The 22,191-nt window shown below is 70.7% G+C and carries 23 protein-coding genes and 1 pseudogene; 8 read left to right on the forward strand and 16 right to left on the reverse strand.

Annotated elements, in window-relative coordinates; translation table 11 throughout:
* Positions 1 to 59: 59 nt before the first annotated feature.
* Both ACWD35_RS01465 and ACWD35_RS01470 read right to left on the reverse strand, forming a co-directional pair.
* Positions 60 to 458: a RidA family protein gene (locus tag ACWD35_RS01465; protein ID WP_451349075.1), complete on the reverse strand. Its 399-nt coding sequence runs from the start codon at positions 456 to 458 to the stop codon at positions 60 to 62.
* Entirely contained in the window at positions 455 to 1,588 is a 1,134-nt protein-coding gene (locus ACWD35_RS01470) for an acyl-CoA dehydrogenase family protein (protein ID WP_451349076.1), read from the reverse strand. The genes ACWD35_RS01465 and ACWD35_RS01470 overlap by 4 nt, the downstream gene beginning before the upstream one ends.
* A 213-nt stretch (positions 1,589 to 1,801) precedes the next feature.
* Here ACWD35_RS01470 and ACWD35_RS01475 point away from each other — a divergent pair, with 213 nt between their 5' ends.
* The gene (locus ACWD35_RS01475; RefSeq protein ID WP_451349317.1) at positions 1,802 to 3,394 is read left to right on the forward strand and encodes an AMP-binding protein; all 1,593 of its coding nucleotides are present in this window, start codon (positions 1,802 to 1,804) and stop codon (positions 3,392 to 3,394) included.
* 15 nt (positions 3,395 to 3,409) lie between these two features.
* Positions 3,410 to 4,222: a PaaX family transcriptional regulator gene (locus ACWD35_RS01480; protein WP_451349077.1), complete on the forward strand. Its 813-nt coding sequence runs from the start codon at positions 3,410 to 3,412 to the stop codon at positions 4,220 to 4,222.
* Positions 4,223 to 4,256: 34 nt separating this feature from the next.
* On the opposite strand, the gene ACWD35_RS01485 is transcribed toward ACWD35_RS01480, so the two are convergent.
* Positions 4,257 to 6,524, reverse strand: a complete 2,268-nt coding sequence (locus ACWD35_RS01485) for a bifunctional salicylyl-CoA 5-hydroxylase/oxidoreductase (RefSeq protein ID WP_451349078.1) — start codon at positions 6,522 to 6,524, stop codon at positions 4,257 to 4,259.
* 1 nt (position 6,525) lies between these two features.
* The gene (locus ACWD35_RS01490; protein ID WP_451349079.1) at positions 6,526 to 7,353 is read right to left on the reverse strand and encodes an enoyl-CoA hydratase family protein; all 828 of its coding nucleotides are present in this window, start codon (positions 7,351 to 7,353) and stop codon (positions 6,526 to 6,528) included.
* Positions 7,354 to 7,592: 239 nt separating this feature from the next.
* Here ACWD35_RS01490 and ACWD35_RS01495 point away from each other — a divergent pair, with 239 nt between their 5' ends.
* Positions 7,593 to 8,045 (forward strand): ATP-binding protein, encoded by a 453-nt coding sequence (locus ACWD35_RS01495; RefSeq protein WP_451349080.1) that lies wholly within the window; start codon positions 7,593 to 7,595, stop codon positions 8,043 to 8,045.
* Here the strand turns inward: ACWD35_RS01495 and ACWD35_RS01500 are convergent.
* The 5 genes from ACWD35_RS01500 to ACWD35_RS01520 all read right to left on the reverse strand — a co-directional run bounded on the left by ACWD35_RS01500 (position 8,005) and on the right by ACWD35_RS01520 (position 16,110).
* The gene (locus ACWD35_RS01500) at positions 8,005 to 9,459 is read right to left on the reverse strand and encodes an amino acid permease (protein WP_451349081.1); all 1,455 of its coding nucleotides are present in this window, start codon (positions 9,457 to 9,459) and stop codon (positions 8,005 to 8,007) included. The two genes, ACWD35_RS01495 and ACWD35_RS01500, sit on opposite strands and share 41 nt — an antisense overlap.
* A 109-nt stretch (positions 9,460 to 9,568) precedes the next feature.
* The gene (gene argF, locus ACWD35_RS01505) at positions 9,569 to 10,597 is read right to left on the reverse strand and encodes an ornithine carbamoyltransferase (protein ID WP_451349082.1); all 1,029 of its coding nucleotides are present in this window, start codon (positions 10,595 to 10,597) and stop codon (positions 9,569 to 9,571) included.
* 118 nt (positions 10,598 to 10,715) lie between these two features.
* Positions 10,716 to 11,939 (reverse strand): arginine deiminase, encoded by a 1,224-nt coding sequence (locus ACWD35_RS01510; RefSeq protein ID WP_451349083.1) that lies wholly within the window; start codon positions 11,937 to 11,939, stop codon positions 10,716 to 10,718.
* A 101-nt stretch (positions 11,940 to 12,040) separates the two neighbouring features.
* On the reverse strand, positions 12,041 to 14,605 hold the full coding sequence (locus tag ACWD35_RS01515) for a polynucleotide kinase-phosphatase (protein ID WP_451349084.1): 2,565 nt from the start codon (positions 14,603 to 14,605) through the stop codon (positions 12,041 to 12,043).
* On the reverse strand, positions 14,602 to 16,110 hold the full coding sequence (locus tag ACWD35_RS01520; protein ID WP_451349085.1) for a 3' terminal RNA ribose 2'-O-methyltransferase Hen1: 1,509 nt from the start codon (positions 16,108 to 16,110) through the stop codon (positions 14,602 to 14,604). Before ACWD35_RS01520 ends, ACWD35_RS01515 begins: the two co-directional genes overlap by 4 nt.
* A 307-nt stretch (positions 16,111 to 16,417) precedes the next feature.
* Between ACWD35_RS01520 and ACWD35_RS01525 the strand changes: the two genes are divergently transcribed.
* Together ACWD35_RS01525 and ACWD35_RS01530 are read left to right on the forward strand one after the other, a co-directional pair.
* The gene (locus ACWD35_RS01525) at positions 16,418 to 16,966 is read left to right on the forward strand and encodes a GNAT family N-acetyltransferase (protein ID WP_451349086.1); all 549 of its coding nucleotides are present in this window, start codon (positions 16,418 to 16,420) and stop codon (positions 16,964 to 16,966) included.
* A 64-nt stretch (positions 16,967 to 17,030) separates the two neighbouring features.
* Positions 17,031 to 17,391, forward strand: a pseudogene (locus ACWD35_RS01530) (IS982 family transposase); the annotation flags it as partial.
* A 61-nt stretch (positions 17,392 to 17,452) separates the two neighbouring features.
* Here ACWD35_RS01530 and ACWD35_RS01535 read toward each other — a convergent pair.
* The 3 genes from ACWD35_RS01535 to ACWD35_RS01545 form a co-directional block, all read right to left on the reverse strand.
* Positions 17,453 to 18,019, reverse strand: coding sequence for a hypothetical protein (locus ACWD35_RS01535; RefSeq protein WP_451349087.1), 567 nt, complete (start codon positions 18,017 to 18,019; stop codon positions 17,453 to 17,455).
* A 102-nt stretch (positions 18,020 to 18,121) separates the two neighbouring features.
* Complete coding sequence (locus tag ACWD35_RS01540) at positions 18,122 to 18,973, reverse strand: helix-turn-helix domain-containing protein (protein WP_451349088.1); 852 nt, start codon at positions 18,971 to 18,973, stop codon at positions 18,122 to 18,124.
* Between the two features lie 18 nt (positions 18,974 to 18,991).
* Entirely contained in the window at positions 18,992 to 19,744 is a 753-nt protein-coding gene (locus ACWD35_RS01545; RefSeq protein WP_451349089.1) for a DUF6879 family protein, read from the reverse strand.
* Positions 19,745 to 19,921: 177 nt separating this feature from the next.
* Between ACWD35_RS01545 and ACWD35_RS01550 the strand changes: the two genes are divergently transcribed.
* The 3 genes from ACWD35_RS01550 to ACWD35_RS01560 are packed head-to-tail and all read left to right on the forward strand — an operon-like array spanning position 19,922 to position 20,513.
* Positions 19,922 to 20,125 (forward strand): hypothetical protein, encoded by a 204-nt coding sequence (locus ACWD35_RS01550; protein WP_451349090.1) that lies wholly within the window; start codon positions 19,922 to 19,924, stop codon positions 20,123 to 20,125.
* Positions 20,122 to 20,307 carry a hypothetical protein gene (locus ACWD35_RS01555; protein WP_451349091.1) on the forward strand — a complete coding sequence of 62 codons (186 nt, stop codon included), beginning with the start codon at positions 20,122 to 20,124 and terminating at the stop codon, positions 20,305 to 20,307. Before ACWD35_RS01550 ends, ACWD35_RS01555 begins: the two co-directional genes overlap by 4 nt.
* On the forward strand, positions 20,304 to 20,513 hold the full coding sequence (locus tag ACWD35_RS01560) for a hypothetical protein (protein WP_451349092.1): 210 nt from the start codon (positions 20,304 to 20,306) through the stop codon (positions 20,511 to 20,513). The genes ACWD35_RS01555 and ACWD35_RS01560 overlap by 4 nt, the downstream gene beginning before the upstream one ends.
* A 53-nt stretch (positions 20,514 to 20,566) precedes the next feature.
* Here the strand turns inward: ACWD35_RS01560 and ACWD35_RS01565 are convergent, their stop codons facing one another.
* From ACWD35_RS01565 to ACWD35_RS01580, 4 genes are all read right to left on the reverse strand, one after another.
* Positions 20,567 to 20,779, reverse strand: coding sequence for a hypothetical protein (locus ACWD35_RS01565; RefSeq protein ID WP_451349093.1), 213 nt, complete (start codon positions 20,777 to 20,779; stop codon positions 20,567 to 20,569).
* Positions 20,709 to 21,008 (reverse strand): hypothetical protein, encoded by a 300-nt coding sequence (locus ACWD35_RS01570; RefSeq protein WP_451349327.1) that lies wholly within the window; start codon positions 21,006 to 21,008, stop codon positions 20,709 to 20,711. Before ACWD35_RS01570 ends, ACWD35_RS01565 begins: the two co-directional genes overlap by 71 nt.
* 108 nt (positions 21,009 to 21,116) lie before the next feature.
* A complete protein-coding gene (locus ACWD35_RS01575) occupies positions 21,117 to 21,587 on the reverse strand; it encodes a DUF6099 family protein (RefSeq protein WP_451349094.1) in 471 nt (156 codons plus the stop codon).
* 178 nt (positions 21,588 to 21,765) lie between these two features.
* A complete protein-coding gene (locus ACWD35_RS01580) occupies positions 21,766 to 22,116 on the reverse strand; it encodes a nucleotide pyrophosphohydrolase (RefSeq protein WP_451349095.1) in 351 nt (116 codons plus the stop codon).
* Between the last annotated feature and the right edge of the window lie 75 nt (positions 22,117 to 22,191).

Here is a 22,191-nt window from a genome sequence, read left to right on the forward strand (position 1 = left end):
ACTGGTACCGGTCGGGCACACCGGGGAGCGTGATCGTCACTCCATCGGTGGCGCGTCGGTCAGGGCAGCACCGCGAACCCGTCCAGCTCCACCAGGGCCTGTTCGTCCCACAGTCGTACGACTTCCACGACCGCCATCGCCGGATAGTCCCGGCCCGCCGACTCCCGCCAGATGCGGCCCAGTTCGGGGGCGTGGTCGCGATAGGCGGCGACGTCCGTGGCGTACACGGTGACGCGGGCGAGGTCGGCGGGGGTGCCGCCGGCCTCGCGCAGGGCGGTCAGGAGGTTGCCGAGGGCCCGCTCGAACTGCTCGGGGAGCGTGTCGCCGGTGATCTTGCCGTCGGTGTCGAGGGCGGTCTGGCCGGCCAGGAACACCAGGCGGGAGCCGGCCGCGACGACGGCATGGGAGAAGCCGGTGGGCCGGGAGAGGGTGGGCGGGTTGATGCGCTCGGTGGTCACCGGGCCTCCCGGTCGGGTGTCGTGGCGTACAACTCCTTGGCAATGATGCCTCGTTGGATCTCGCTCGCGCCTTCATAGATGCGCGGGGCGCGCACCTCGCGGTAGAGGTGTTCGAGGAGGTGGCCGCGCTGCAGGGCGCGGGCGCCGTGCAGCTGGACGGCGGCATCGACCACGTACTGCGCGGTCTCGGTGGCCAGCAGCTTGGCCATCGCCGCGCGCCCGGGGACACCGGGGGCGCCCGTGTCGTAGGCGGTGGCCGCCGCGTACACCATCAGCCGGGCCGCCTCCGTGCGCAGCGCCATCTCGGCGACCTGGTGGGAGACGGCCTGGAGGTCCATCAACGGGCCGCCGAACGCCTGGCGTCGGCGGGTGTGCGCGATCGTCGCGTCCAGGGCGGCCTGGGCCATGCCGACCGCGAAGGCACCGACGCTGGGCCTGAAGAGGTTGAGGGTGCCCATGGCGACGGCGAAGCCGCGGTCGGCCTCGCCGAGCATGTCGTCGGCGGTGACCGGGACGGCGTCGAAGTCGAGGGCGCCGATGGGGTGCGGGGAGAGCATCTCCAGCGCGGTTCCGGTGAGTCCGGGCCGGTCGGCGGGGACGAGGAAGGCGGTCACGCCGCGGGCGCCGGCGCCGGGCGTGGTGCGCGCGAAGACGGTGTAGAAGTCGGCCTCGGGGGCGTTGGAGATCCACCGCTTGGCGCCGGTGAGCCGCCAGCCGGTCCCGTCCGGCTCGGCCGCTAGGGCCAGCGCCGCCGCGTCCGAGCCGGCGTCCGGTTCGCTCAGCGCGAAGGCGGCGACCGCGCTGCCGTCGGCGACCCGGGGCAGCCAGCGCTCCCGCTGGGCGGCGCTGCCGTGGGCGTGCACCGGATGGGCGCCGAGGCCCTGCAGGGCGAGGGCCGTCTCGGCCTCGGTGCAGCCCTGCGCGAGGGACTCCCGCATCAGGCACAGGTCAAGCGCGCCAGAGGTGAACAGCCGTGCCGGCAGGCCGAGTCGGCCGAGTTCGGCGAGGAGGGCGCGGTTGACGCGGCCCGGTTCGCCCTTGTCGGCGAGCGGGCGCAGCCGTTCGGCGGCCAGGGTGCGCAGCTCGGCACACCAGGCGGTCTGTTCCGGTTCGAGCGAGAATGCGGGCACGGCCGGTCCTCCCTCCGGGGCGGGTCACCGTGACTCCTCCCCGTCACCCAACGACGTTATCGCGCACAGTTGACTGCCGTCACCAACACGATACGCTCGAACGGCGAGCCTACAAGGATGCCCGAGCCCGCCAGGACTCCCGTGCTCACCAGGGCGCCCGTGCTCACCAGGACGCCCGACTCGACGCTTGTCACGGCAAGGGGGCGAACCGCCATGCACGTCTCGGCCCACGTCGACACCTTCGCGCGCGACCATCTCCCGCCGCCGGACGAGTGGCCCGAGCTGCGCTTCGACCTGCCGGAACTGCAGTACCCCGACCGGCTGAACTGTGCCGCGGAACTCCTGGGCCACGCCGATCCGGACCGCCCCGTCTTCCGCACCCCCGCCGGGCCGGTGTGGACGTACGGCGAGCTGCGCGGGCACGTCGACCGGATCGCGCACGTCCTCACCGGCGCCCTGGGCGTCGTCCCCGGCAACCGGGTCCTGCTGCGCGGCCCCACCGGCCCGTGGCTGGCCGCCTGCTGGCTGGCCGTGCTGAAGGCGGGCGCGGTCGCGGTCACCGTGCTGGCCCAGCAGCGCCCGCACGAGCTGGCGACGATCTGCGAGATGGCCCAGGTGCGGCACGCGCTGTGCGACGTCCGGGTGGTGGACGACCTGGCGAAGGCGCAGGTCCCGGGGCTGCGCATCACGACCTACGGCGGTGAGAGCCTGGACGACCTGCTGCACCGCCCGGCACCCGGCACGCCCTTCCCGGCCGTCGGCACCGCCGACGACGACGTCGCCCTGATCGCGTTCACCTCGGGCACCACGGGTCGCCCGAAAGGGTGCATGCACTTCCACCGGGATGTGCTGGCGATAGCGGACACCTTCTCCAGACATGTGCTGCGCCCCCATGTGGACGACGTCTTCGCCGGCAGTCCCCCGCTCGGCTTCACCTTCGGCCTCGGCGGGCTGGTGATCTTCCCAATGCGGGCCGGCGCCAGCGCCCTGCTCCTCGAACAGGCCGGTCCCCGGCAGCTGCTGCCTGCGATCGCCGAGCACCGCGTCTCCGTGCTGTTCACGGCGCCGACCGCCTACCGCACGATGCTGGACGAGCTGGACGCGTACGACGTCTCGTCCCTGCGGCGCTGCGTGTCGGCGGGCGAGAACCTGCCCGCGGCCACCTGGCGGGCCTGGCACGAACGCACGGGCCTGCGCATCATCAACGGCATCGGCGCGACCGAGCTGCTGCACATCTTCGTCTCCGCCGCCGACGAGCACATCAGGCCGGGCACCACGGGCGTTCCGGTGCCGGGCTGGGAGGCGCGCGTCCAGGACGTGCACGGCGCGCCGGTGCCCGACGGGGAGCCCGGGCTGCTGGCCGTATGCGGCCCGGTCGGCTGCCGCTACCTCGCCGACCCACGGCAGCGGGAGTACGTGCGGGGCGGCTGGAACGTCACCGGCGACACCTATGTCCGCGAGGCCGACGGCTACTTCCGCTATGTGGCCCGCGCCGACGACATGATCATCTCCGCCGGGTACAACATCGCCGGACCGGAGGTGGAGGAGGCGCTGCTGCGTCACCCGGACGTGGTGGAGACGGCTGTGGTCGGCCGCCCCGACGAGGCCCGCGGACAGGTGGCCGTGGCCTACACGGTGCTGCGGGACGGTGCGCCCCGCGACCCGGAGGCCCTGCGTGCCTTCCTCAAGTCCGAACTGGCGCCCTACAAATGCCCGCGCGAGTTCGTCTTCCTCGACGCGCTCCCGCGCACCGCCACCGGCAAACTCCAGCGGTTCCGCCTGCGCACCGATGGCGACCAGCAGTGATGCCGACGACCTAAAATGATCAACGTGTCCGAGCAACACGCCCCCAGGTCTCTCATCGTCACGCTCTACGGCGCGTACGGCCGCTTCGCACCCGGCCCGGTGCCCGTCGCCGAGCTGATCCGGCTCCTGGCCGCGGTCGGCGTGGACGCGCCGTCCGTACGCTCCTCCGTGTCCCGGCTCAAACGGCGCGGGCTACTGCTGCCGGCCCGCACCGGGAACGGCGCCGCCGGGTACGAACTCTCCCCGGAGGCACGCCAGTTGCTGGAGGACGGCGACCGGCGCATCTACGCCACGGCGCCGCCCGAGGACGCGGGCTGGGTGCTGGCGGTCTTCTCCGTGCCCGAGTCGGAGCGGCAGAAGCGGCACGTGCTGCGCTCCCGGCTGGCGGGCCTCGGCTTCGGCACGGCGGCGCCCGGGGTGTGGATCGCCCCGGCCCGGCTGTACGAGGAGACCCGGCACACCCTGCGCCGGCTGCACCTCGACCCGTACGTGGACTTCTTCCGCGGCGAGCACCTGGGCTTCGCGCCCACCGCCGAGGCGGTCGCCCGCTGGTGGGACCTCACCGCGATCGCCAAGGAGCACGAGCGCTTCCTGGACGCCCACGGGCCGGTGCTGCACTCCTGGCAGCACCGGGTGGACACCCCGCCCGAGGAGGCCTACCGCGACTATCTCCTCGCCCTGGACTCCTGGCGCCACCTCCCCTACACCGACCCCGGCCTGCCCACCGCCCTGCTGCCCGCCGGCTGGCCGGGCGTGCGCTCGGCGGAGGTGTTCCGGGGGCTGCACGAGCGGCTGCGGGACGCGGGGGCGGAGTTCGCGGGGGTGTGAGGGCTGTCCCTCAGACCGACGGCAGGGGGCCGGCTCAGCCGCCGAGCGACAGCCTGGGCTTAGGGGCGTCCGTGCGGCCCGTCTGCGGGCGGCGGCTGCCCGCACGGTAAGGGGCGGGCCAGACGACGCCCGGCCCCTCGTAGCCCTGCTCCGCGGCGGCGTGCAGGGTCCAGTGCGGGTCGTACAGGTGCGGGCGGGCGAGCGCGCACAGGTCCGTACGCCCCGCCAGAATCAGGGAGTTGACGTCGTCCCAGGAGGAGATCGCGCCGACCGCGATCACCGGGACGCGGACCTCGTGGCGGATGCGGTCGGCGAACGGCGTCTGGTACGAGCGCCCGAACTCCGGCTGCTCCTCGGCCACCACCTGCCCGGTGGACACGTCGATCGCGTCGGCTCCGTGCGCGGCGAAGGCCCGTGCGATGTCCACGGCGTCCGCTGCCGTCGTGCCGCCCTCGGCCCAGTCCGTGGCGGAGATGCGCACGGTCATCGGCCGCTCCTGCGGCCATACGGCACGCACCGCGTCGAAGACCTCCAGCGGGAACTTCAGCCGCTTCTCCGGCGTGCCGCCGTAGGCATCGGTGCGCCGGTTGGTCAGCGGGGACAGGAAGCCGGAGAGCAGGTAGCCGTGCGCGCAGTGGAGTTCGAGCAGATCGAAGCCGGCGCGCGCGGCCCGCCCGGCGGCGGCAGCGAACTGCTCGCGGATGTCGGTGAGTTGGGCCCGGGAGAGCTCGTGCGGGGTCTGGCTGCCCGGCTTGTACGGCAGCGGGGAGGCGGCCACCAGTGGCCAGTTGCCCTCGGGCAGCGGCTCGTCCATGCCCTCCCACATCAGCCGCGTCGAACCCTTGCGCCCGGAGTGCCCGAGCTGCACGCCGATCGCGGTGCCGGGCGCCTGGCGGTGCACGAAGTCGGCGATCCGGCGCCAGGCCTCGCCCTGCCGGCCGGTGTAGAGACCGGTGCAGCCGGGCGTGATGCGGCCCTCCTCGCTCACGCACACCATCTCGGTCATCACCAGCCCGGCCCCGCCGAGGGCGCGGGCGCCCAGGTGGACGAGGTGGAAGTCGCCCGGGACCCCGTCGGTGGCGGAGTACATGTCCATGGGCGACACGACGACCCGGTTGCGCAGGGTCAGTCCGCGCAGCCGGAACGGAGTGAACATCGGGGGCGTGCCGGGCGGGCAGCCGAACTCGCGCTCGACCGACGCGGTGAAGTGGGCGTCGCGCAGCCGCAGGTTGTCGTGGGTGACGCGGCGGCTGCGGGTGAGCAGGTTGAACGCGAACTGGCGGGGCGGCTGGCCGAGGTAGCGCTCCAGGTTCTCGAACCACTCCAGGCTGGCGCGGGCGGCCCGCTGGGTGGAGGCGACGACGGGCTTGCGCTCCTCCTCGTAGGCGGCCAACGCCCGTTCCAGGGTGGGCTGTTCGCGCAGGCAGGCGGCTAGGGCCAGCGCGTCCTCCACGGCCAGCTTGGTGCCGGAGCCGATGGAGAAGTGCGCGGTGTGGGCGGCGTCGCCGAGGAGGACGACGTTGCCGTGCGACCAGCGTTCGTTGACGACCGTGCGGAACGTGGTCCAGGCCGACTTGTTGGAGCGCAGGGGGCGTCCGCCGAGCGCGTCGGAGAAGATCTTGGCGCAGCGTTCGACGGACTCCTGCTCGTCGAGTTCCCCGAACCCGGCCGCCCGCCACACCTCCTCGCGCATCTCGACGATCACGGTGGAGGCGTCGGCCGCATATGGGTAGCCGTGGAGCTGCATCACGCCGTGCTCGGTCTCGGCGATCTCGAAGCGGAAGGCGTCGAAGGCGAAGTCGGCGGCGAGCCATATGTAGCGGCAGTGGTGTGCGGCCACATGGGGACGGAACACAGGGGCGTAGGCGTCACGCGTGGTGCTGTGCACACCGTCGGCGGCGACGACGAGGTCGTACGACGCGGCCAGCCGGTCGGGGTGCGGCGCCTCGGTGCGGAAGCGGAGCTCCACGCCGAGGTCGCGGCAGCGCTCGTGCAGGATCTCCAGGAGCCGCTTCCTGCCGAGTGCGGCGAAGCCGTGTCCTCCGGAGGTGTGGCGGGCGCCCCGGTGCACGATGTCGATGTCGTCCCAGCGGACGAAGTCGCGTTGCAGGGCCTCGTAGACCACCGGGTCGGCGTGTTCGATACCGCCCAGGGTCTCGTCGGAGAGCACCACGCCGAAGCCGAAGGTCACGTCGGGGGCGTTGCGCTCCCAGACGGTGACCTCCCGGGCCGGGTCGAGGCGCTTGAGCAGGGCGGCGGCGTAGAGACCACCGGGGCCGCCGCCGATCACAGCGACCTTCATGTCACCTCCCGCGCCACTTCGGCGGACGCTTCTCCGAGAACGCCGCGTGGAACTCCGCGTAGTCCTCGCCGTTCATGAGGAGGGCCTGCGTGGCGGCGTCCAGTTCCACCGCTGCCGCGAGCGGCATGTCCAGCTCGGCGGTGAGCAGGGCCTTCGTCTGGGCGTGGGCGAGGGCCGGGCCGTCGGCCAGGCGGCGGGCCAGGTTCTGGGCGGCCTCGTCGGCCCGGCCCTCCTCCGCCAGCTCGCTGATCAGGCCGATGCGCTCGGCCTCGGGTGCGCGGACGGGCTCGCCCAGCATCAGCAACCGGGTCGCGTGGCCGAGGCCGACGACCCGGGGCAGCAGATAGGCCGCGCCCATGTCGCCGCCGGACAGGCCGACGCGGGTGAACAGGAAGGCGAAGCGGGCCGTGGGGTCGGCCACCCGGAAGTCGGCCGCGAGGGCCAGCACGGCGCCCGCGCCCGCCGCGACCCCGTGCAGGGCCGCGATCACCGGGAACGGGCACTCCCGTACCGCCCGCACCACCTGCCCGGTCATCCGGTTGAAGTCGAGCAGCTGGGCGGTGTCCATGGACAGCGTGGCGCCGATGATCTCGTCGACGTCGCCGCCGGAGCAGAAGCCCCGCCCCTCGCCGGCCAGCACCAGGGCGCGTACCGCGCGCTCCCGGGACAGCTCGGCGAGCAGGTCGCGCAGGTCGGCGTAGGCGCCGAAGGTGAGCGCGTTGAGCTTGTCGGGGCGGGCGAGGGTGACGGTCGCGACGCCGTCGGAGAGCTTGACCCGCAGATGCTCCCAGTCGGAGGTGCGGGCGGCGGAGCCGGTGAAGGGACTCATGACGTGCGCCTCCTAGGGGGGCGGTGCCTCACGCTGCTCTACACCACAAAGTTATCACTTTTTTGTGACTGTCGTCATGAGTACGCGACAGAGGGGCCGGGTACGGCACCGATATGGCCGAGTCCCGTCACGCCCGTCACTGATCATCGACAGTGCCGTAACAGGACGCGAAGCCCGGCGACGGCCGCCGTGGCCGGGCCCGTACCATTCCTACCGTCGAAAGCAGGACAGCCTGCTGCATGAACGGACTTACCTTGCACGAACGCCCCACCGAACCGGCCTCCTGGCGCATCGCGCTGCCGCACACCGCCGCGGCGGTGCCCGTGGCGCGTGCCCTGGTGCGTACGGCCCTGGCCGAGGTGGAGCACACGGCCGACAGCGACACCGCGGAGCTGCTCACGGCGGAGCTGGTGGCCAACGCGGTGGAGCACACCGCGGGCCGGGGCCCGATAGAGCTGGTGGTGGAGCTGCTGCCGACCGGCTGCCAGGTCGAGGTGCACGACCCGGACCCGGCGCCGCCCGGCCATCTCACCCGCCCGGTGATCGAGGAGCCCGACGTCTGGCAGGAGGGAGGGCGCGGTCTGCTGCTGATCCGCGCCCTCAGCTCGTCCTGCGGTCACCGCCCTACCTCGTCGGGCAAGGCGGTGTGGTTCAGACTCCCTGTAGTTCCTGCTCAGCGGCGTCCGGCGTAACCGCGGAGGCCGTGGTGCCGGTCCCGGCCAGCGTGGAGTGCCGGCGCCCGTAGGCGACGTACACGAGCAGGCCCACCGCGAGGAACACCGCGAACTGGATCCAGGTCTGCCACCCGGTCTCGTACATCAGGTACAGGCAGAAGCCGACGCCGAGCAGCGGGCCGACCGGGTAGAGCGGCACCCGGAAGCTGCGGGTCAGACCCGGCTCCCGGCGGCGCAGCGCGATGACCGTGATGTTGACGACGGCCATGATGGCGAGCGTGCCGATGGTGCACAGGTTCATCACCGCGTCCAGCGAGGCGAAGGCCGCCGGGACCGCGAAGACGACCGCGACGATCAGGGTGCCGGCGACCGGGGTGGACGTGCGCGGCGAGACCTTCTCGAAGACGCGCGGGATCAGGCCGTCCCGGGACATCGACATCAGGATGCGGGTCTGGCCGTACATCACGGCGAGGACCACGGAGGCGATGGCGACGACCGCACCGAAGGCGATCACGCCGCCGCCGACGGCCGAGCCGGTCACCTTGTTCACGACGTACGACAGGGCCGCGGGCCGGCCGGCGACCTGGTCGCCGCCGATGGCGCCGATCGCGGCGACCGCGACCGCGCAGTACAGCACGGTGACCAGACCCATGCAGACCATGATCGCGATCGGGATGTCCCGGCGCGGGTTCTTCGCTTCCTCACCGGCCGTGGTGATCGCGTCGAAGCCGATGTAGGAGAAGAACGCGGCGGTGGTGCCCGCGCCGATGCCGCCGAGGCCGGCCGGGGAGAACGGGGTGAGGTTGCCGTCCTTGAACGCGCTGTAGCCGATCGCGCAGAACGCGAGCAGGATGACGAGCTTGACGGCGGCCATGGCGGCGGTGGCCCGCGCGCTCTCGCGCACCCCGCGCACCAGCAGCACCGAGGCCATGGCGATGACGATCACGGCGGGCAGGTTCACGATGCCGCCGTCGCCCGGACCCGCGGACAGGGCGGCCGGGAGCTGCCAGCCGGTGAGGCTGTGCAGCAGCTCGTTGACGTACTGGCTCCAGCCGACCGCGACGGCCGAGATGGAGATGCCGTACTCCAGCAGCAGGCACCAGCCGACCAGGAAGGCGGTGGACTCGCCGAGACCGGCGTACGCGAAGGAGTACGAGGAGCCGGAGACGGGGATCGCGCCGCCCAGCTCCGCGAAGGAGAAGGCGGTGAAGACGCAGGTGATCGCGGCCAGGATGAAGGAGACGACGACGGCCGGACCGGCCTGGGCGACCGAGTCGGAGAGGCCGACGAAGATGCCGGTGCCGACGATGGCGCCGACGCCGAAGCAGATGAGCTGGAAGAGGCCCATCGTGCGCTTCAGGCCGTGTCCCTCGCGGTCGGCGCCGGATTCGGCGACCAGCACGTGCGGGGACTTGATGCGTGGAGCGGGCATGCGGGTGGTGCTCGTTTCTGGTGGTGCGGGCGACCGGTCCGGTCGCGGCGACGGCCTGGGGCAGGGGTGATGCCGGGCCGCCGGTCAGGATAAGGCCTGGTGGCGTGGGTCAGGCAACGCTGTGTGACGTACCCGCCAGGGTGGCCACGAGGATCGCCTTGATCGTGTGCATCCGGTTCTCCGCCTCGTCGAAGACGACGGAGTGCGCGGACTCGAAGACCTCGTCGGTGACCTCCAGCTCGGTGAGCCCGTGCCGCGCGTGGATCTCGCGGCCGACGTCGGTGCCGAGGTCGTGGAAGGCCGGCAGACAGTGCAGGAACTTCACGTCGTCGTGGCCGGTGGCCCGGAGCACGTCCATGGTCACGGCGTACGGGCCGAGCAGCGCTATGCGCTCGTCCCAGACCTCCTTGGGCTCGCCCATGGAGACCCAGACGTCGGTGGCCACGAAGTGGGCGCCGCGCACACCCTCCTTCACGTCGTCGGTGAGCGTGATCCGGGCGCCGGAGGCGTCGGCGAGCTGCCGGGCCAGCTCGACGATCGTCTCGTCCGGCCACAGCACGCGCGGTGCGACGATACGGACGTCCATGCCGAGCAGGGCGCCGGTGACGAGGTAGGAGTTGCCCATGTTGTAGCGGGCGTCGCCCAGGTAGGCGAAGGCGATCTCGGTCAGCGGCAGCTCGCTGTGCTCGGTCATGGTGAGCACGTCGGCGAGCATCTGGGTGGGGTGCCACTCGTCGGTGAGGCCGTTGTAGACGGGGACCCCGGCGTGCGCGGCCAGCTCCTCGACAACACCCTGGCCGTGCCCGCGGTATTCAATGGCGTCGAACATGCGGCCGAGCACGCGGGCCGTGTCCTTGACCGACTCCTTGTGCCCGATCTGCGAGCCGGCCGGGTCCAGGTACGTCGTGCGGGCGCCCTGGTCGGCCGCGGCGACCTCGAACGCGCAGCGGGTGCGCGTCGAGGTCTTCTCGAAGACGAGCGCGATGTTCTTGCCGGTGAGGTACCGCGTCTCGGTCCCGGCCTTCTTGGCCGCCTTCAGCTCGGCGGCCAGCGTGACCAGCCCCCGGAACTCCTCCGCGGTGAAGTCCAGTTCCTTGAGGAAGTGGCGGCCGACGAGGGCGGTCGGGACTGTCGCCATGGGGGCGCTCCAGGGGTGACGAGAACAGCTTGCACTGGAAGTCTATACGACGCCTCACATTTATATACAGACTCTTGGGTTCTTATGCGCCCCTCGCCCCTCCCTCTCTATGCAGGGGCTATACGGCATCCCTCGCAACAGGACAGCTCATGCAGCGCGGCCCGCCGCGCCCGCGCCCCAGCTCGCTGCCCGGGATCTCGATCACCTCGATGCCCTGTTTGCGCAGATGCGTGTTGGTGGTCGAGTTCCGCTCGTAGGCGACGACGACTCCGGGCTCGACGGCGAGCACGTTGCAGCCGTCGTCCCACTGCTCGCGCTCGGCCGCGTGCACGTCCTGGGTGGCGGTCAGGACCCGGATCTCGCTGAGCCCGAGGGCGGCGGCGATGGCGCGGTGCATGTGCTCCGGCGGGTGGTCGGTGACCTTGAGCTCCTTGTCGGCGGCGCCCGGTTCGATGGTGTACGAGCGGAGCATGCCGAGGCCGGCGTACTGGGTGAAGACATCGCCGTCGACCATCGTCATCACGGTGTCGAGATGCATCAGGGCGCGCTTCTTGGGCATGTCCAGCGCCACGATCGTCTGCGCGGACCCGGCGGCGAACAGCTTGTGCGCGAGCATCTCCACGGCCTGCGGCGTGGTGCGCTCGCTCATGCCGATCAGCACGGCGCCGTTGCCGATGACCAGGACGTCCCCGCCCTCGATGGTCGACGGGTAGTCGGCCTGCCCCTCGGACCAGATGTGGAAGGCCTCGTCACGGAAGAGCGGATGGTGCCGGTAGATCGCCTCGAAGTGGACGGTCTCACGCTGCCGGGCCGGCCAGCGCATGGCGTTGATGGAGACGCCGTCGTAGATCCAGGCCGAGGTGTCGCGGGTGAAGAGGTGGTTGGGCAGCGGGTCGAGGAGGAAGTCGTCCAGGTCCATGGCGTGGAAGCGGACGGAGACCGGCTCCTCGTGCGCCTCCAGGAACTCGCGCTTGGTCATCCCGCCCACGAGGGCCTCGGTCAGTTCGCGTGCGGGCAGGGTCTCGAAGGCGGTGCGCAGATGATCGGTGGCGAGAGGGCCGTACTCCTTCTCGTCGAAGACCCGGTCCAGGACGAGCGCCCTGGCCTCGGTCAAGGCCAGGGTCTCGGTGAGCAGGTCGCCGAAGAGGTGGACGGCGACTCCGCGGTCACGCAGGACGTCGGCGAAGCCGTCGTGCTCGGCCCGCGCACGGCGGACCCAGAGCACGTCGTCGAAGAGAAGGGCGTCCTTGTTGCTGGGGGTGAGCCTTTTGAGCTCCAGGTCGGGCCGGTGCAGGATCACTCTGCGCAGCCGACCGGCCTCGGAGTCGACGTGAAATGCCATGCCTCCATCCTGGCCGCGAACGACCGTATTCACGCTCCTCTCGACTGTTTCTGTCTCTTCTAATTTTCGTCCCGTTGACGAGAAACGGGCCGGGCGGATCCTCAGAGTCTGGGGTCGACCGGCTCCGACTCCAGCGCCAGGACGCCGAACACCGCCTCGTGCACCCGCCACAGCGGCTCCCCGTCGGCGAGCCGGTCCAGGGCCTCCAGGCCGAGGGCGTACTCGCGGATCGCCAACGACCGCTTGTGGTTCAGGAACCGGTGCCGCAGCCGGGCGAGGTTGTCCGGCCGGGTGTACTCGGGACCGTAGATGATCCGCAGGTACTCGCGGCCGCGGCACTTGATGCCGGGCTGCACCAGCCGGCCCTGCTCGGTGCGGACCAGCGCGCCGAGCGGCTTGACGACCATGCCCTCGCCGCCCCGGCCGGTCAGCTCCAGCCACCAGTCGACTCCCGCCCGGACCGACTCCGGGTCACCGGTGTCGACGTACAGGCGGCGGGTGGTCTGCAGCAGTCCGGTGCCGTCGTGCTCCACCAGCCGGTCGATCAGGGCGAGTTGCTCGTCGTGCGGCAGCGCGGCGAGGCTCTGCCCGCGCGCGGCCAGGATCTGGAACGGGGCGAGGCGTACGCCGTCCAGGCCGTCCGTGGTCCAGCAGTAGCGCCGGTACGCGTCGGTGAACGCGGCGGCGTCGGCGGCGCGTTCACGCTGCCGGTCCAGCAGCCCGGCCACGTCGACACCACGGCCGGCGGCGGACTCCAGGGCGGCCAGCGCGCCCGGGAACACCGCGCCGGAGGCGGCGCCCACGGCCGCGTACTGCGACCGCAGCAGACCGGACGCCTTCAGCGACCAGGGCATCAGCTCGGCGTCCAACAGCAGCCAGTCAGTGTCGAGTTCCTCCCACAGGCCCGCGTCCGTGATCGCCGAGCGCAGGCGGGCGAGGATCTCCTCGGTCACCGTCTCGTCGTCGAAGAACGGCCGGCCGGTACGGGTGTAAAGGGACCCGGTGGGCCCGGTCACCCCGAACCGCTCCCGTGCCGCGTCCGCGTCCCGGCACACCAGGGCCACGGCCCGCGAGCCCATGTGCTTCTCCTCGCACACGACCCGCGCGACCCCGTCCTCCGCGTACTGCGCGAAGGCCTCGGCCGGGTGCTCAAGGAAGTGTCCATCAGCGGCTCCGCCGCGGGCATCAGCCTGCGAGGTCGCCGTCGGCGCCATGGTCGGCGGCAGGTACGGCAGCAGGCGCGGGTCGACCGCGAAGCGGCTCATGACCTCCAGGGCCGCCGCCGCGTTCTCCTCGCGGACCGCCACCCGGCCCGCGTGCCGGGTCTCGACACCCCTGCGGCCGTGCACGTCGGCGAGGTCCAGCGGGCGGCCGTCGTGACCGCCGGGCGCCTCGGCACGCAGCGGCTTCACCGGCTCGTACCAGACCCGCTCGGCCGGTACGTCGACCAGCTCCCGCTCCGGCCAGCGCAGAGCGGTGAGCTTGCCGCCGAAGACCGCGCCGGTGTCCAGGCAGATGGTGTTGTTCAGCCACGTGGCCTCCGGGACCGGAGTGTGGCCGTAGACCACGGCCGCGCGGCCCCGGTAGTCCTCCGCCCAGGGGTAGCGCACGGGCAGCCCGAACTCGTCGGTCTCGCCGGTGGTGTCGCCGTACAGGGCGTGCGAGCGGACCCGGCCGGAGGTCCGGCCGTGGTACTTCTCGGGCAGACCGGCGTGGCAGACGACGAGCCGTCCGCCGTCGAGGACGTAGTGGCTGACCAGCCCGTCCAGGAACTCCCGGACCTGTGCCTTGAACTCCTCGCTCTCGCCCTCCATCTGGGCGACGGTCTCGGCGAGTCCGTGGGTGTGCTGGACCTTGCGGCCCTTGAGGTAACGGCCGTACTTGTTCTCGTGGTTGCCGGGCACGCACAGGGCGTCGCCCGCCGCGACCATCGACATCACCCGGCGCAGCACGCCCGGGGTGTCCGGGCCGCGGTCGACGAGGTCGCCGACGAACACGGCCGTACGGCCCTCGGGGTGCACGCCGTCGGTGTAGCCCAACTTGGCGAGCAGCGCCTCCAGTTCGGCCGAGCAGCCGTGGATGTCGCCGATGATGTCGAAGGGGCCGGTGAGGTGGGTCAGGTCGTTGAAGCGCTTCTCGGTGACGACGGCGGCGTGCTCGACCTCCTCCACTCCGCGCAGGACGTGCACCTTGCGAAAGCCCTCGCGCTCCAAGTGCCGTAGCGAGCGGCGGAGTTCGCGCGTGTGCCGCTGGATGACCCGGCGGGGCATGTCGGCCCGGTCGATGCGGGCCGCGTTGCGCTCGGCGCACACGGCCTCGGGCACGTCCAGCACGATGGCGATCGGCAGCACGTCGTACTTCTTGGCCAGTTCGATCAACTGCCGCCGGCTGTCCTGCTGCACGCTGGTGGCGTCCACGACGGTGCGCCGGCCGGCGGCCAGCCGCTTGCCGGCGATGTAGTGCAGCACGTCGAAGGCGTCCCTGGTGGCGCTCTGGTCGTTCTCGTCGTCGGAGACGAGACCACGGCAGAAGTCCGAGGAGATCACCTCGGTCGGCGCGAAGTGCCGACGGGCGAACGTGGACTTGCCGGATCCTGAGGCGCCGACGAGGACGACGAGGGAGAGGTCGGTGACGGGGAGGACCCGTCCCGTGCGTGTCTCGGTCATGCTGCCTTCGCCTCCTTCTCGGTGCTCTCGGTGCTCTCGGTGCTCGGGGTCTTCGCGGTCTCTTCGGTCTTTTTCATGAACACGGCCATCTGGGTGGGCGGCCCCACCTCGGGGTCCTCGGGTCCGACGGGCCGGAACTTGACGTCGTAGCCGTGCCGTTCGGCGACGGTCCCCGCCCACACGCGGAACTCCTCGCGGGTCCACTCGAAGCGGTGGTCGCCGTGCCGGACGTGCCCGGCCGGGAGGCTCTCCCAGCGGACGTTGTACTCGACGTTCGGGGTCGTCACGATGACGGTCCGCGGGCGCGCGGAGCCGAACACGGCGTACTCCAGGGCGGGCAGCCGGGGCAGGTCGAGGTGCTCGATGACCTCGCTCAGCACGGCGGCGTCGTAGCCCGTGAGCCGCTTGTCGGTGTACGCGAGCGAGCCCTGGAACAGCTTCACGCGCGAGGCCTGCCGCTCCCCCATGCGGTCCAGCTTCAGCCGCCGGGAGGCGATGGTGAGCGCCCGTACGGAGACGTCGACGCCGACGATCTCGGTGAACCGGACATCCTTCAGCAGCGCCTGCACCAACTGACCCTGTCCACAGCCGAGATCGAGCACCCGGGCGGCACCGAAGTCGCGCAGCGCGGCGAGGATCGCGTCCCGGCGCTGTACCGCGAGCGGGGTCGGCTTCTCCTCCTCCTCGCTCTCCGTCTCGACGGCGTTGTCGATCTCCTCGACCTCGCTGTCGTCGGCCTCTGCCAGGCGCACCAGCTCCAGGCGCTCCATGGCCTGCCGGGTCAGGGACCAGCGGCGGGAGAGATAGCGGCTGGTGATGAGCTTCTGCTCCGGGTGTCCGGGCAGCCACCCCTCGCCCGCCCGCAGCAGCTTGTCGACCTCGTCGGTGGCGACCCAGTAGTGCTTGGCGTCGTCCAGGACGGGCAGCAGGACGTACAGGTGGCGCAGCGCCTCGGCGAGGGTGAGCTGCTCGGACTCCAGGACGAGCCGGACGTACCGCGAGTCGCCCCACTCGGGGAACTCGCTGTCGAGGGCGACCGGTTCAACGGTCACCGCCCAGCCGAGCGGCTCGAACAGCCGTCGTACGAGGTCCGGGCCGCCGCGGGCGGGCAGCGCGGGCACCTCGACACGCAGCGGCAGCGGTGCCGCGGCCCGCTCCGGGCGGGCGTTGCACACCCCGCGCATGGCGCTGGAGAACACATTGCTCAGCGCGACCGCGAGCAGTGAAGAGGCGGCATAGGGGCGGTCGTTGACGTACTGCGCGAGCGCCGCGTCGGGTGCGCCGCCACGGCCCTTGCCCTTGCCGCGCCGGACCAGCGCAACGGTGTCGACCTCCAGCAGCAGCGCGGCCGTGCAGCGTTGTTCGTCCGCCTCGGGATAGAAGACGTGCGCACCGCCGTAGGAGGTGGAGAAACGCTGTGCCTTCCCGGGATGCTTGTGCAGCAGGTACCCGAGGTCGGTGGCCGGGTGGGCGGCATCGCCGCGCGTGGAGATCGTCAGGAACACACGACCGAGTCTCCCGGCCCGGCCCGGCCGCGACCACTGGTTTTCCCTCAGGTGACGCGCGACCGCGCTGGCGAAGCGACTCGATCGCAGCAGCCCGCAGATCTACGCGGCGCTCGGTGAGCTCACCGCCCGGGGCGAGATCATCCAGGACGAGCGCGGCGGACCCTACCAGCTGTGCTCGGACAACTAGATGATCAATTCCAAGGGGTCGGTGCGACCGCTTGGCCTGATTGACGCAGACGTGTCGAGGACATCCGCGCATGGATCGCCAGCCTTGAGCGGTTCTGTGATCGATTAGGGTTGCGCAATGTTCGAAGGAAGTTTGGTAAGGCTGCGTGCGCTGCGCTCCGAAGACGCGGAGCATCATCTTCGGTGGCGCAACGACCCGGAAGTGGTGCGCTGGGCCGCGGCCGGCGATCCCTGTTTCGGCCCGGTCACGGCGGAGGCGATCGGGCTCGGCTTCGACACCATGCTGCGCCTGAGCCCGAGGGAGTCGGCCGTGTTCACGGTCGAGGATCTGGCCGGCGGAAGGGTGATAGGCATGGCCGACTACCGGGACCTGGACCCGCACGCCGGAGTGGCCACGCTGGGAGTCACCATCGGCGAGCGGGAGTTCTGGGGTTGCGGCCATGGCAGTGACGCGTTGCGGCTGCTCGTGGGCCACCTGTTCGGCGCGTACTGCCTGAGCCGGCTGGAGCTGGACACCTGGAGCGGCAACGAGCGCGCCGTGCGCGCCTTCACCAGGCTGGGCTTCCGTGAGGAAGGCCGCCGCCGGTCCGCGGTGCTGGTGAAGGGAGAGCGCTACGACCGTGTGCTCTTCGGGATGCTTCGCGAGGAGTGGGCGAACCCCGCGTGACGCCGTAGAAGATCTTCCAAGGGCTGTTTGCGGGGGCGAGAACGAGGGCGCCCAAGATCGTTGTGTGACGAACAACCTGGACACCCTCGCGACAGCTCTCCATGTGACAGCCGACGACCTACCTGAAGGAGCGTCCGGACTTGGCGCCGTGGCGGCCGACCGTGGGGATCGCGCCGACGCTCACCGACGCCGAGCTGGTCACCCTTGCAATGATGCAGGCCATGCTGGGGTTCACCTCCGAAGCCAGGTGGCTCCGGCATGCCCGGGCCCACTTGCGGCACCTCTTCCCGTACCTGCCGCAGCAACCCGGCTACAACAAGCGGCTACGGAAAGCCGCCGAGCTGCTCCGCCAGGTCACCCGGATCCTGGCCACCAGCACCTCGGTGTGGAGCGACGACGTGTGGATCGTGGACTCCACACCCGTGCCGCCGACAGCTGAGGCGCTGCGAGGCGCCAGCCTGGCAGCGCCTCAGACTCGTTGGCGGCTCAGCGGCCGTGCGTACGGTGCTCCAGAGCGTTGAGCCGCTCGAAGGCAATCTCGACGTCGGCCAGCGCCGCGTGGGCGAGGTCTGTCATCTGTTGAATCCGTGCCAGATCTTCGTTCTGACGACTGGCAATCGCCCGATTCTGGTCAGCAGGAGAGCCGTCACCTTCGTTTGCGTGAGACCGCAGCTGAGTCGGGGATGGAGGCGCGAGCGCGAAGATTTCGGTCCATGCGTCAGCCAAGCGCGTCAAGGTCGACTTGAGTGTCTCGTCGTCACGACGCCCAGCCGCGTCTCGCATATCCCGAGCGACCTGTTTCCGCTCTTCGTGCAAGAACCAATCTGAGTAGTGACTGCCGGAGGTCACCTCCTCCAAGAGCACACGGAATTGTCTGAGATGAGAGCGCAGTTCCTCGGCCTCTGGGCCGAGAGCGAGCTTGTGGCGACGATCCCGCCACTTTCGTATGCCCTGCCATGTGCCGTTTCCGAAGGCCCATAGGAAGGCCAGCCAACCGGGGGTGAACTTGAGCCAGTCGTCCCACCAGTTGGTGGGTGTGGGTGAAGCAACCATGCGCGAGATTCTGGAGGCAGTCGCGGGCCCTAGGGCGAGTCGGTGAAGGTGATGTTCACGGGGAGCACGAGGCGCCGGCTCAGGCCCTGCCGGTCGGCAGACCTAGCCGACGTTGAGTTCCTGGCGTGCACGGCTGATCAGGTTCTGGGCGTCCGTGCCGAAGACGGCCGACTCCCGCAGAGTGCGCCAGGTCCGCAGGTACAGCGCGATCGAGTCGGCGTCGTCGATCCAGAGTTCGGCGTGCCAGACCTCGACCATGGCGAGGCGCTCGTCGTGCACCCAGAAACCGCCGGTCGGCGGGATCTTCAGCGACGCCGTGAAGGGGATGACCCCCAGCCGGATGGTGTCGAGACCGACCAGTCCAGCGAGGCGGTCGAGCTGTGCGGCCAGCACCGAGGGGGGACAGATCAGCGACCTGAGTGCGGTCTCGCCAATCAGGATCTCGAAGCGCTTGCTGGCGTCGTAGAGGAGCTCCTGCCGCTTGAGGCGGGCGCGCACGGCCGCCTCAGTGTCCCGGGGCGAGCGTTGGAGCTCCGCGTACCGGTTGAACACGTGCCGGGCGTAGTCGGCGGTCTGGAGGATGCCCGGCACGGTGACGGACTCGAAGCCGTGCACGACGGCTGAGCGCTCGTACTCGGCGGCGATCGCCTGCTGGACCGGCTGATGCCCGGCGGCGAGCTGGCGCCGCCAGGATCGGATGTGAGACTCGAACCCCCGTAGCCGGGCGAGGAGTTCGCCGTACGCCTCCGGCTGGCCGGTCGCGTCGGCCCAGGCCCTCAAGTCCTCCGGCGTGGCAGTCTGCTTGCCGTTCTCCAGCTTCGAGATCTTGGGCTGTGGCCAGCCGAGAAGCTGCGCAAGGCGGGTACCGGTGAGACGCCCATCGGGCGCGGACATGCGCAGCTCCCGCAGGCGCACTCCGAGCGCCTCGCGTGCCTGCTGGTAGTCCGTCGTCACCCGGTACCCGCCCGCCGGTCAACTCGTCCCGGCCGTGGCCGCCGCCAACTGCTGGAACGGGACGGCGTGATGCCAGGCCGCGTCCCGGAGCATCGCGTACCTGATCACCTCGGCCGGTTCGGTGATCAGCTCTACGTCGGTGAGCTCGTCGGCGTCGGTGAAGTTGAGCCTGGCGACCAAGCGCGAGTCGAAGATCCAGAAATCCTCGTTGCCGAGCCGCAGCCGGTCGGCGTCGTCCCGGCGCAGGGTGCGGATGTCCTCCCCGAGCTCGGTGTTCCGCTCGGCGTTGACCAAGAGGTAGCGCTGACCGGCGGTCGCCGGGTCGTCGACCAAACGGACACGGGCGACCTTCTTCCCGGCGGCGGTCTGGCGCCTGATCGTCTCGCAGTACCAGGAGCTCATGTCCCAGTCCACACGGCCCTCGGCGAGGAACTGCGCGTAGGTCTCGGTCGACTCGTCGGAGGCGTACCGGCGGCGGGTCTCCAGCCGCCAGGCGGTGTGCTCGAAGATCTCGAACAGCCGGTTGAAGGCGTCGAGATCGATGATCCTCGCCTGCCGGGTCGCGTCCTTGGGTGCCCAGTCGGTGATCAGCTCACGCGGGACGACGACCGCGACTTCGCCGGGGCCGAGGTGCTGGAGCTGAGCGACGTCCTCGGGGTCGGTCAGCGGCGGGCCGTGGACGATCACTTGGCCGGTGTCGACGTCCTCGTGGATCGACGGGCAGCCGGTGTCCCCGCTGCCGGTGCCGTTGAAGCGAATGTTGCGCGTCATGTGCCCCTCCCTCGTCAGGTCGTGCTCCCTGTAGCTCGATCTTGTCGCCGGGGTGTCCGGCGCGGCTATGGCCTCCCTGACGCTACGTGAGAATCCGCGGGCATAAGTCGTAGCCCTCTGAGAATAACGGCGAATACCTGCTGTCGCCCAGAACTCCCGCAGGCCAAAGCTGAGTTCATGACCACTGCACAGAAGTCGGGCACGACCGAAGCCGTCGAGGCGGTCGAAGTGCTGCGCGGAGCGCTGACGGCGGCAGGGATCGTCCTGCCGCCCCTGGGGGCGGACACGGCCTCCCCTGCCCTGAACCTGATCAACCTGGGCCGGGTGCGCGCCGACGTCGCGCTGAGGCTCGCCGACGTGCTCCGGCGGGGGTGCGCATGACCGCGCCGACCACCGACGAGGTGACCCTGTCCGCCGAATGCACGCTGGCGAAGCAGCCGGACTACGAAGATCTGCACCGCGAGTGCAGGCAGATCACAGACGTCGAGCTGCCGCACTCGAACGGCCTGCTCCTGATCAAGCGATGCGGCTGCGAGTGCCACAGCCCCGGCGGTGCCTCATGAGCCGGGCCCTGCACGTCTGCCGTGCGTGCGACGGCCTGATCACCGATCCCACCAACGGCGTGATCGTCGCCCACGAGATGGGCAACTCGGGCCCCGGCTGGGACATCTGGGCGCACCGCGAGCACGCCGACGACGCCGAGCTGATCGACCCTGACCTACTCCGGATCATGACCCGCATCTGGGCGGCGCAGGCGGCAGCGCAGTAGTGCCGCCTCAACAGGACGGCCAGGACGCTGTGTTGACTCTGGCCGTCTGACGTTCACGCCCTACCGTTGTCGGCAGCGCCTGTCACAATCCCGTTCATGAGTGATGAGCTTGCCTCGCCCGACATGCCCCTCGCCCTGGACACACCACAGAACGTCGCCCTCGTACGGTCCGCGATGTCGATCAGCAGCTCAAAGTCACGTGCCTGCCGGTATAGGCGGCCGGTGTGCCAGACGAGGACGGCGTCGGCCTCGCGGGCGGACAGCATGTCGAGCAGAGCCGCGAAGACGGGACGTACGTTGGGCCCGCTGGCCGCGCTTGCCGATCGCGGTCAGATCGTCGTCGGTCTTGACAGCGACGACGCGCCAGCCGAGATCGGCAGCGAGCTTCCGGCATGCCTCTTCCTGGCGGGTGACCCCTTCGGCCTTGCCGGTGGGATCGTGACTGATGCGGGTGTAAAACACGGCCCTGAGCGGGGAGTTCGTGGTGTTGGTCACCATACCAAATAATACGCTCTGGGAGTGAAGTCGGATCTGTCCTCCCTGGACGCGGACTTGCAGCCGGCCGCGGATCCGGGGCGGACGTCGCCCGAGGACGGCACTGCCTCACCACAACTCCCGCTCCGGTAAGGCCTCTTCGCGCGCCGCCAGCTTGCGCAGCATCTCCAGGACCCGGTCCCGGGACTCGTCCGCTGCGTCGATGGCCTCCATGCACTGCCAGTACGTCGCCTGGTCGGCAGCGGCGCTGGCCATGCCGACGAGGGCCATGCCGACCTCGCCGAGCAGGCCGTCGAGGCAGAGCAGGGTCTCGCGGGCGTCGTCCAGCTCGGTGAGCTGGGCGGCGCGCAGGTCGCCCGGGTCGAGTTCCGGTGGGTCCAGGACCCCGCAGCCCCGGCCCGCCAGTTCGGTCAGCCCCAGGGCCTCGCCGCGCAGCTCCGGCGGGCCGGACACCGCGAGGCGGCTGCCGATCGCCTGGGCCAGGGCCTGCGCCTGCCACACCTCCGTCATGAGCTCGGGCGCTTCGGCGCCGCCCGCCAGAGCCCGCCTGCTCGTCCCGATGAGCCGCACCGCATCCATGTGCTACCCCCGTCCGTCCGCCGTGCTGCGTCCAGAACTCCCCTGTCCACTACCCAGCGTGAGGGTCCATGGGGCGAAAAGCTAGAGGAAGACGGAAATCTGCGGACAACAATTCGGAATCGACGTGGAATTTGACTCCGGAGAGTAATAACGGAGTGTCGTGGTCCGCCCGTTGGGCTCACTCCTCGGGAGTCCCCGGAGCCTCCGGCAGGGGAAAGCGGCGTTCGTTGCGGTCGATCTTGGCGTCCAGGGCGGCCAGCGGGTCGATGCCGAGGATCTCGCAGAGCTGGAGCAGATAGGCGAGCACGTCCGCGACCTCGTCCGTGACGCGGTGCGCGGTGGTGGGGTCGTCCATCACGCGGGCCGACTCCTCCGGGGTCAGCCACTGGAAGATCTCCACCAGCTCGGAGGCCTCCACGCTGAGCGCGGCGACCAGGTTCTTGGGGGTGTGGTAGCGCTGCCAGTGGCGCGCGGCGGCGAACTCGGCCAGCCTGCGCTGGAGTCCGGCGAGGTCAGGGTGTTCGGTCACGGGGTCTCCACCTGCTGGTCCTCGAGGTCGGGTAAGTGAGCGTAACCATGTATGAGTGAGTGTCGTTGTCAGAGC

The organism is Streptomyces sp. NPDC002671 (assembly GCF_053592475.1).

What these genes read in the sequence shown, in the direction of transcription:
- ACWD35_RS01545 (WP_451349089.1), bottom strand. Translation starts at nt 19,744, where the DNA reads ATGACGCGCAACATTCGCTTCAACGGCACCGGCAGCGGGGACACCGGC.
- ACWD35_RS01485 (WP_451349078.1), bottom strand. Translation starts at nt 6,524, where the DNA reads ATGAAGGTCGCTGTGATCGGCGGCGGCCCCGGTGGTCTCTACGCCGCC.
- ACWD35_RS01495 (WP_451349080.1), top strand. Translation starts at nt 7,593, where the DNA reads ATGAACGGACTTACCTTGCACGAACGCCCCACCGAACCGGCCTCCTGG.
- ACWD35_RS01490 (WP_451349079.1), bottom strand. Translation starts at nt 7,353, where the DNA reads ATGAGTCCCTTCACCGGCTCCGCCGCCCGCACCTCCGACTGGGAGCAT.
- ACWD35_RS01525 (WP_451349086.1), top strand. Translation starts at nt 16,418, where the DNA reads ATGTTCGAAGGAAGTTTGGTAAGGCTGCGTGCGCTGCGCTCCGAAGAC.
- ACWD35_RS01500 (WP_451349081.1), bottom strand. Translation starts at nt 9,459, where the DNA reads ATGCCCGCTCCACGCATCAAGTCCCCGCACGTGCTGGTCGCCGAATCC.
- ACWD35_RS01555 (WP_451349091.1), top strand. Translation starts at nt 20,122, where the DNA reads ATGACCGCGCCGACCACCGACGAGGTGACCCTGTCCGCCGAATGCACG.
- ACWD35_RS01515 (WP_451349084.1), bottom strand. Translation starts at nt 14,605, where the DNA reads ATGACCGAGACACGCACGGGACGGGTCCTCCCCGTCACCGACCTCTCC.
- ACWD35_RS01565 (WP_451349093.1), bottom strand. Translation starts at nt 20,779, where the DNA reads ATGCTGTCCGCCCGCGAGGCCGACGCCGTCCTCGTCTGGCACACCGGC.
- ACWD35_RS01510 (WP_451349083.1), bottom strand. Translation starts at nt 11,939, where the DNA reads ATGGCATTTCACGTCGACTCCGAGGCCGGTCGGCTGCGCAGAGTGATC.
- ACWD35_RS01480 (WP_451349077.1), top strand. Translation starts at nt 3,410, where the DNA reads ATGATCAACGTGTCCGAGCAACACGCCCCCAGGTCTCTCATCGTCACG.
- argF (WP_451349082.1), bottom strand. Translation starts at nt 10,597, where the DNA reads ATGGCGACAGTCCCGACCGCCCTCGTCGGCCGCCACTTCCTCAAGGAA.
- ACWD35_RS01560 (WP_451349092.1), top strand. Translation starts at nt 20,304, where the DNA reads ATGAGCCGGGCCCTGCACGTCTGCCGTGCGTGCGACGGCCTGATCACC.
- ACWD35_RS01550 (WP_451349090.1), top strand. Translation starts at nt 19,922, where the DNA reads ATGACCACTGCACAGAAGTCGGGCACGACCGAAGCCGTCGAGGCGGTC.
- ACWD35_RS01475 (WP_451349317.1), top strand. Translation starts at nt 1,802, where the DNA reads ATGCACGTCTCGGCCCACGTCGACACCTTCGCGCGCGACCATCTCCCG.
- ACWD35_RS01575 (WP_451349094.1), bottom strand. Translation starts at nt 21,587, where the DNA reads ATGGATGCGGTGCGGCTCATCGGGACGAGCAGGCGGGCTCTGGCGGGC.
- ACWD35_RS01535 (WP_451349087.1), bottom strand. Translation starts at nt 18,019, where the DNA reads ATGGTTGCTTCACCCACACCCACCAACTGGTGGGACGACTGGCTCAAG.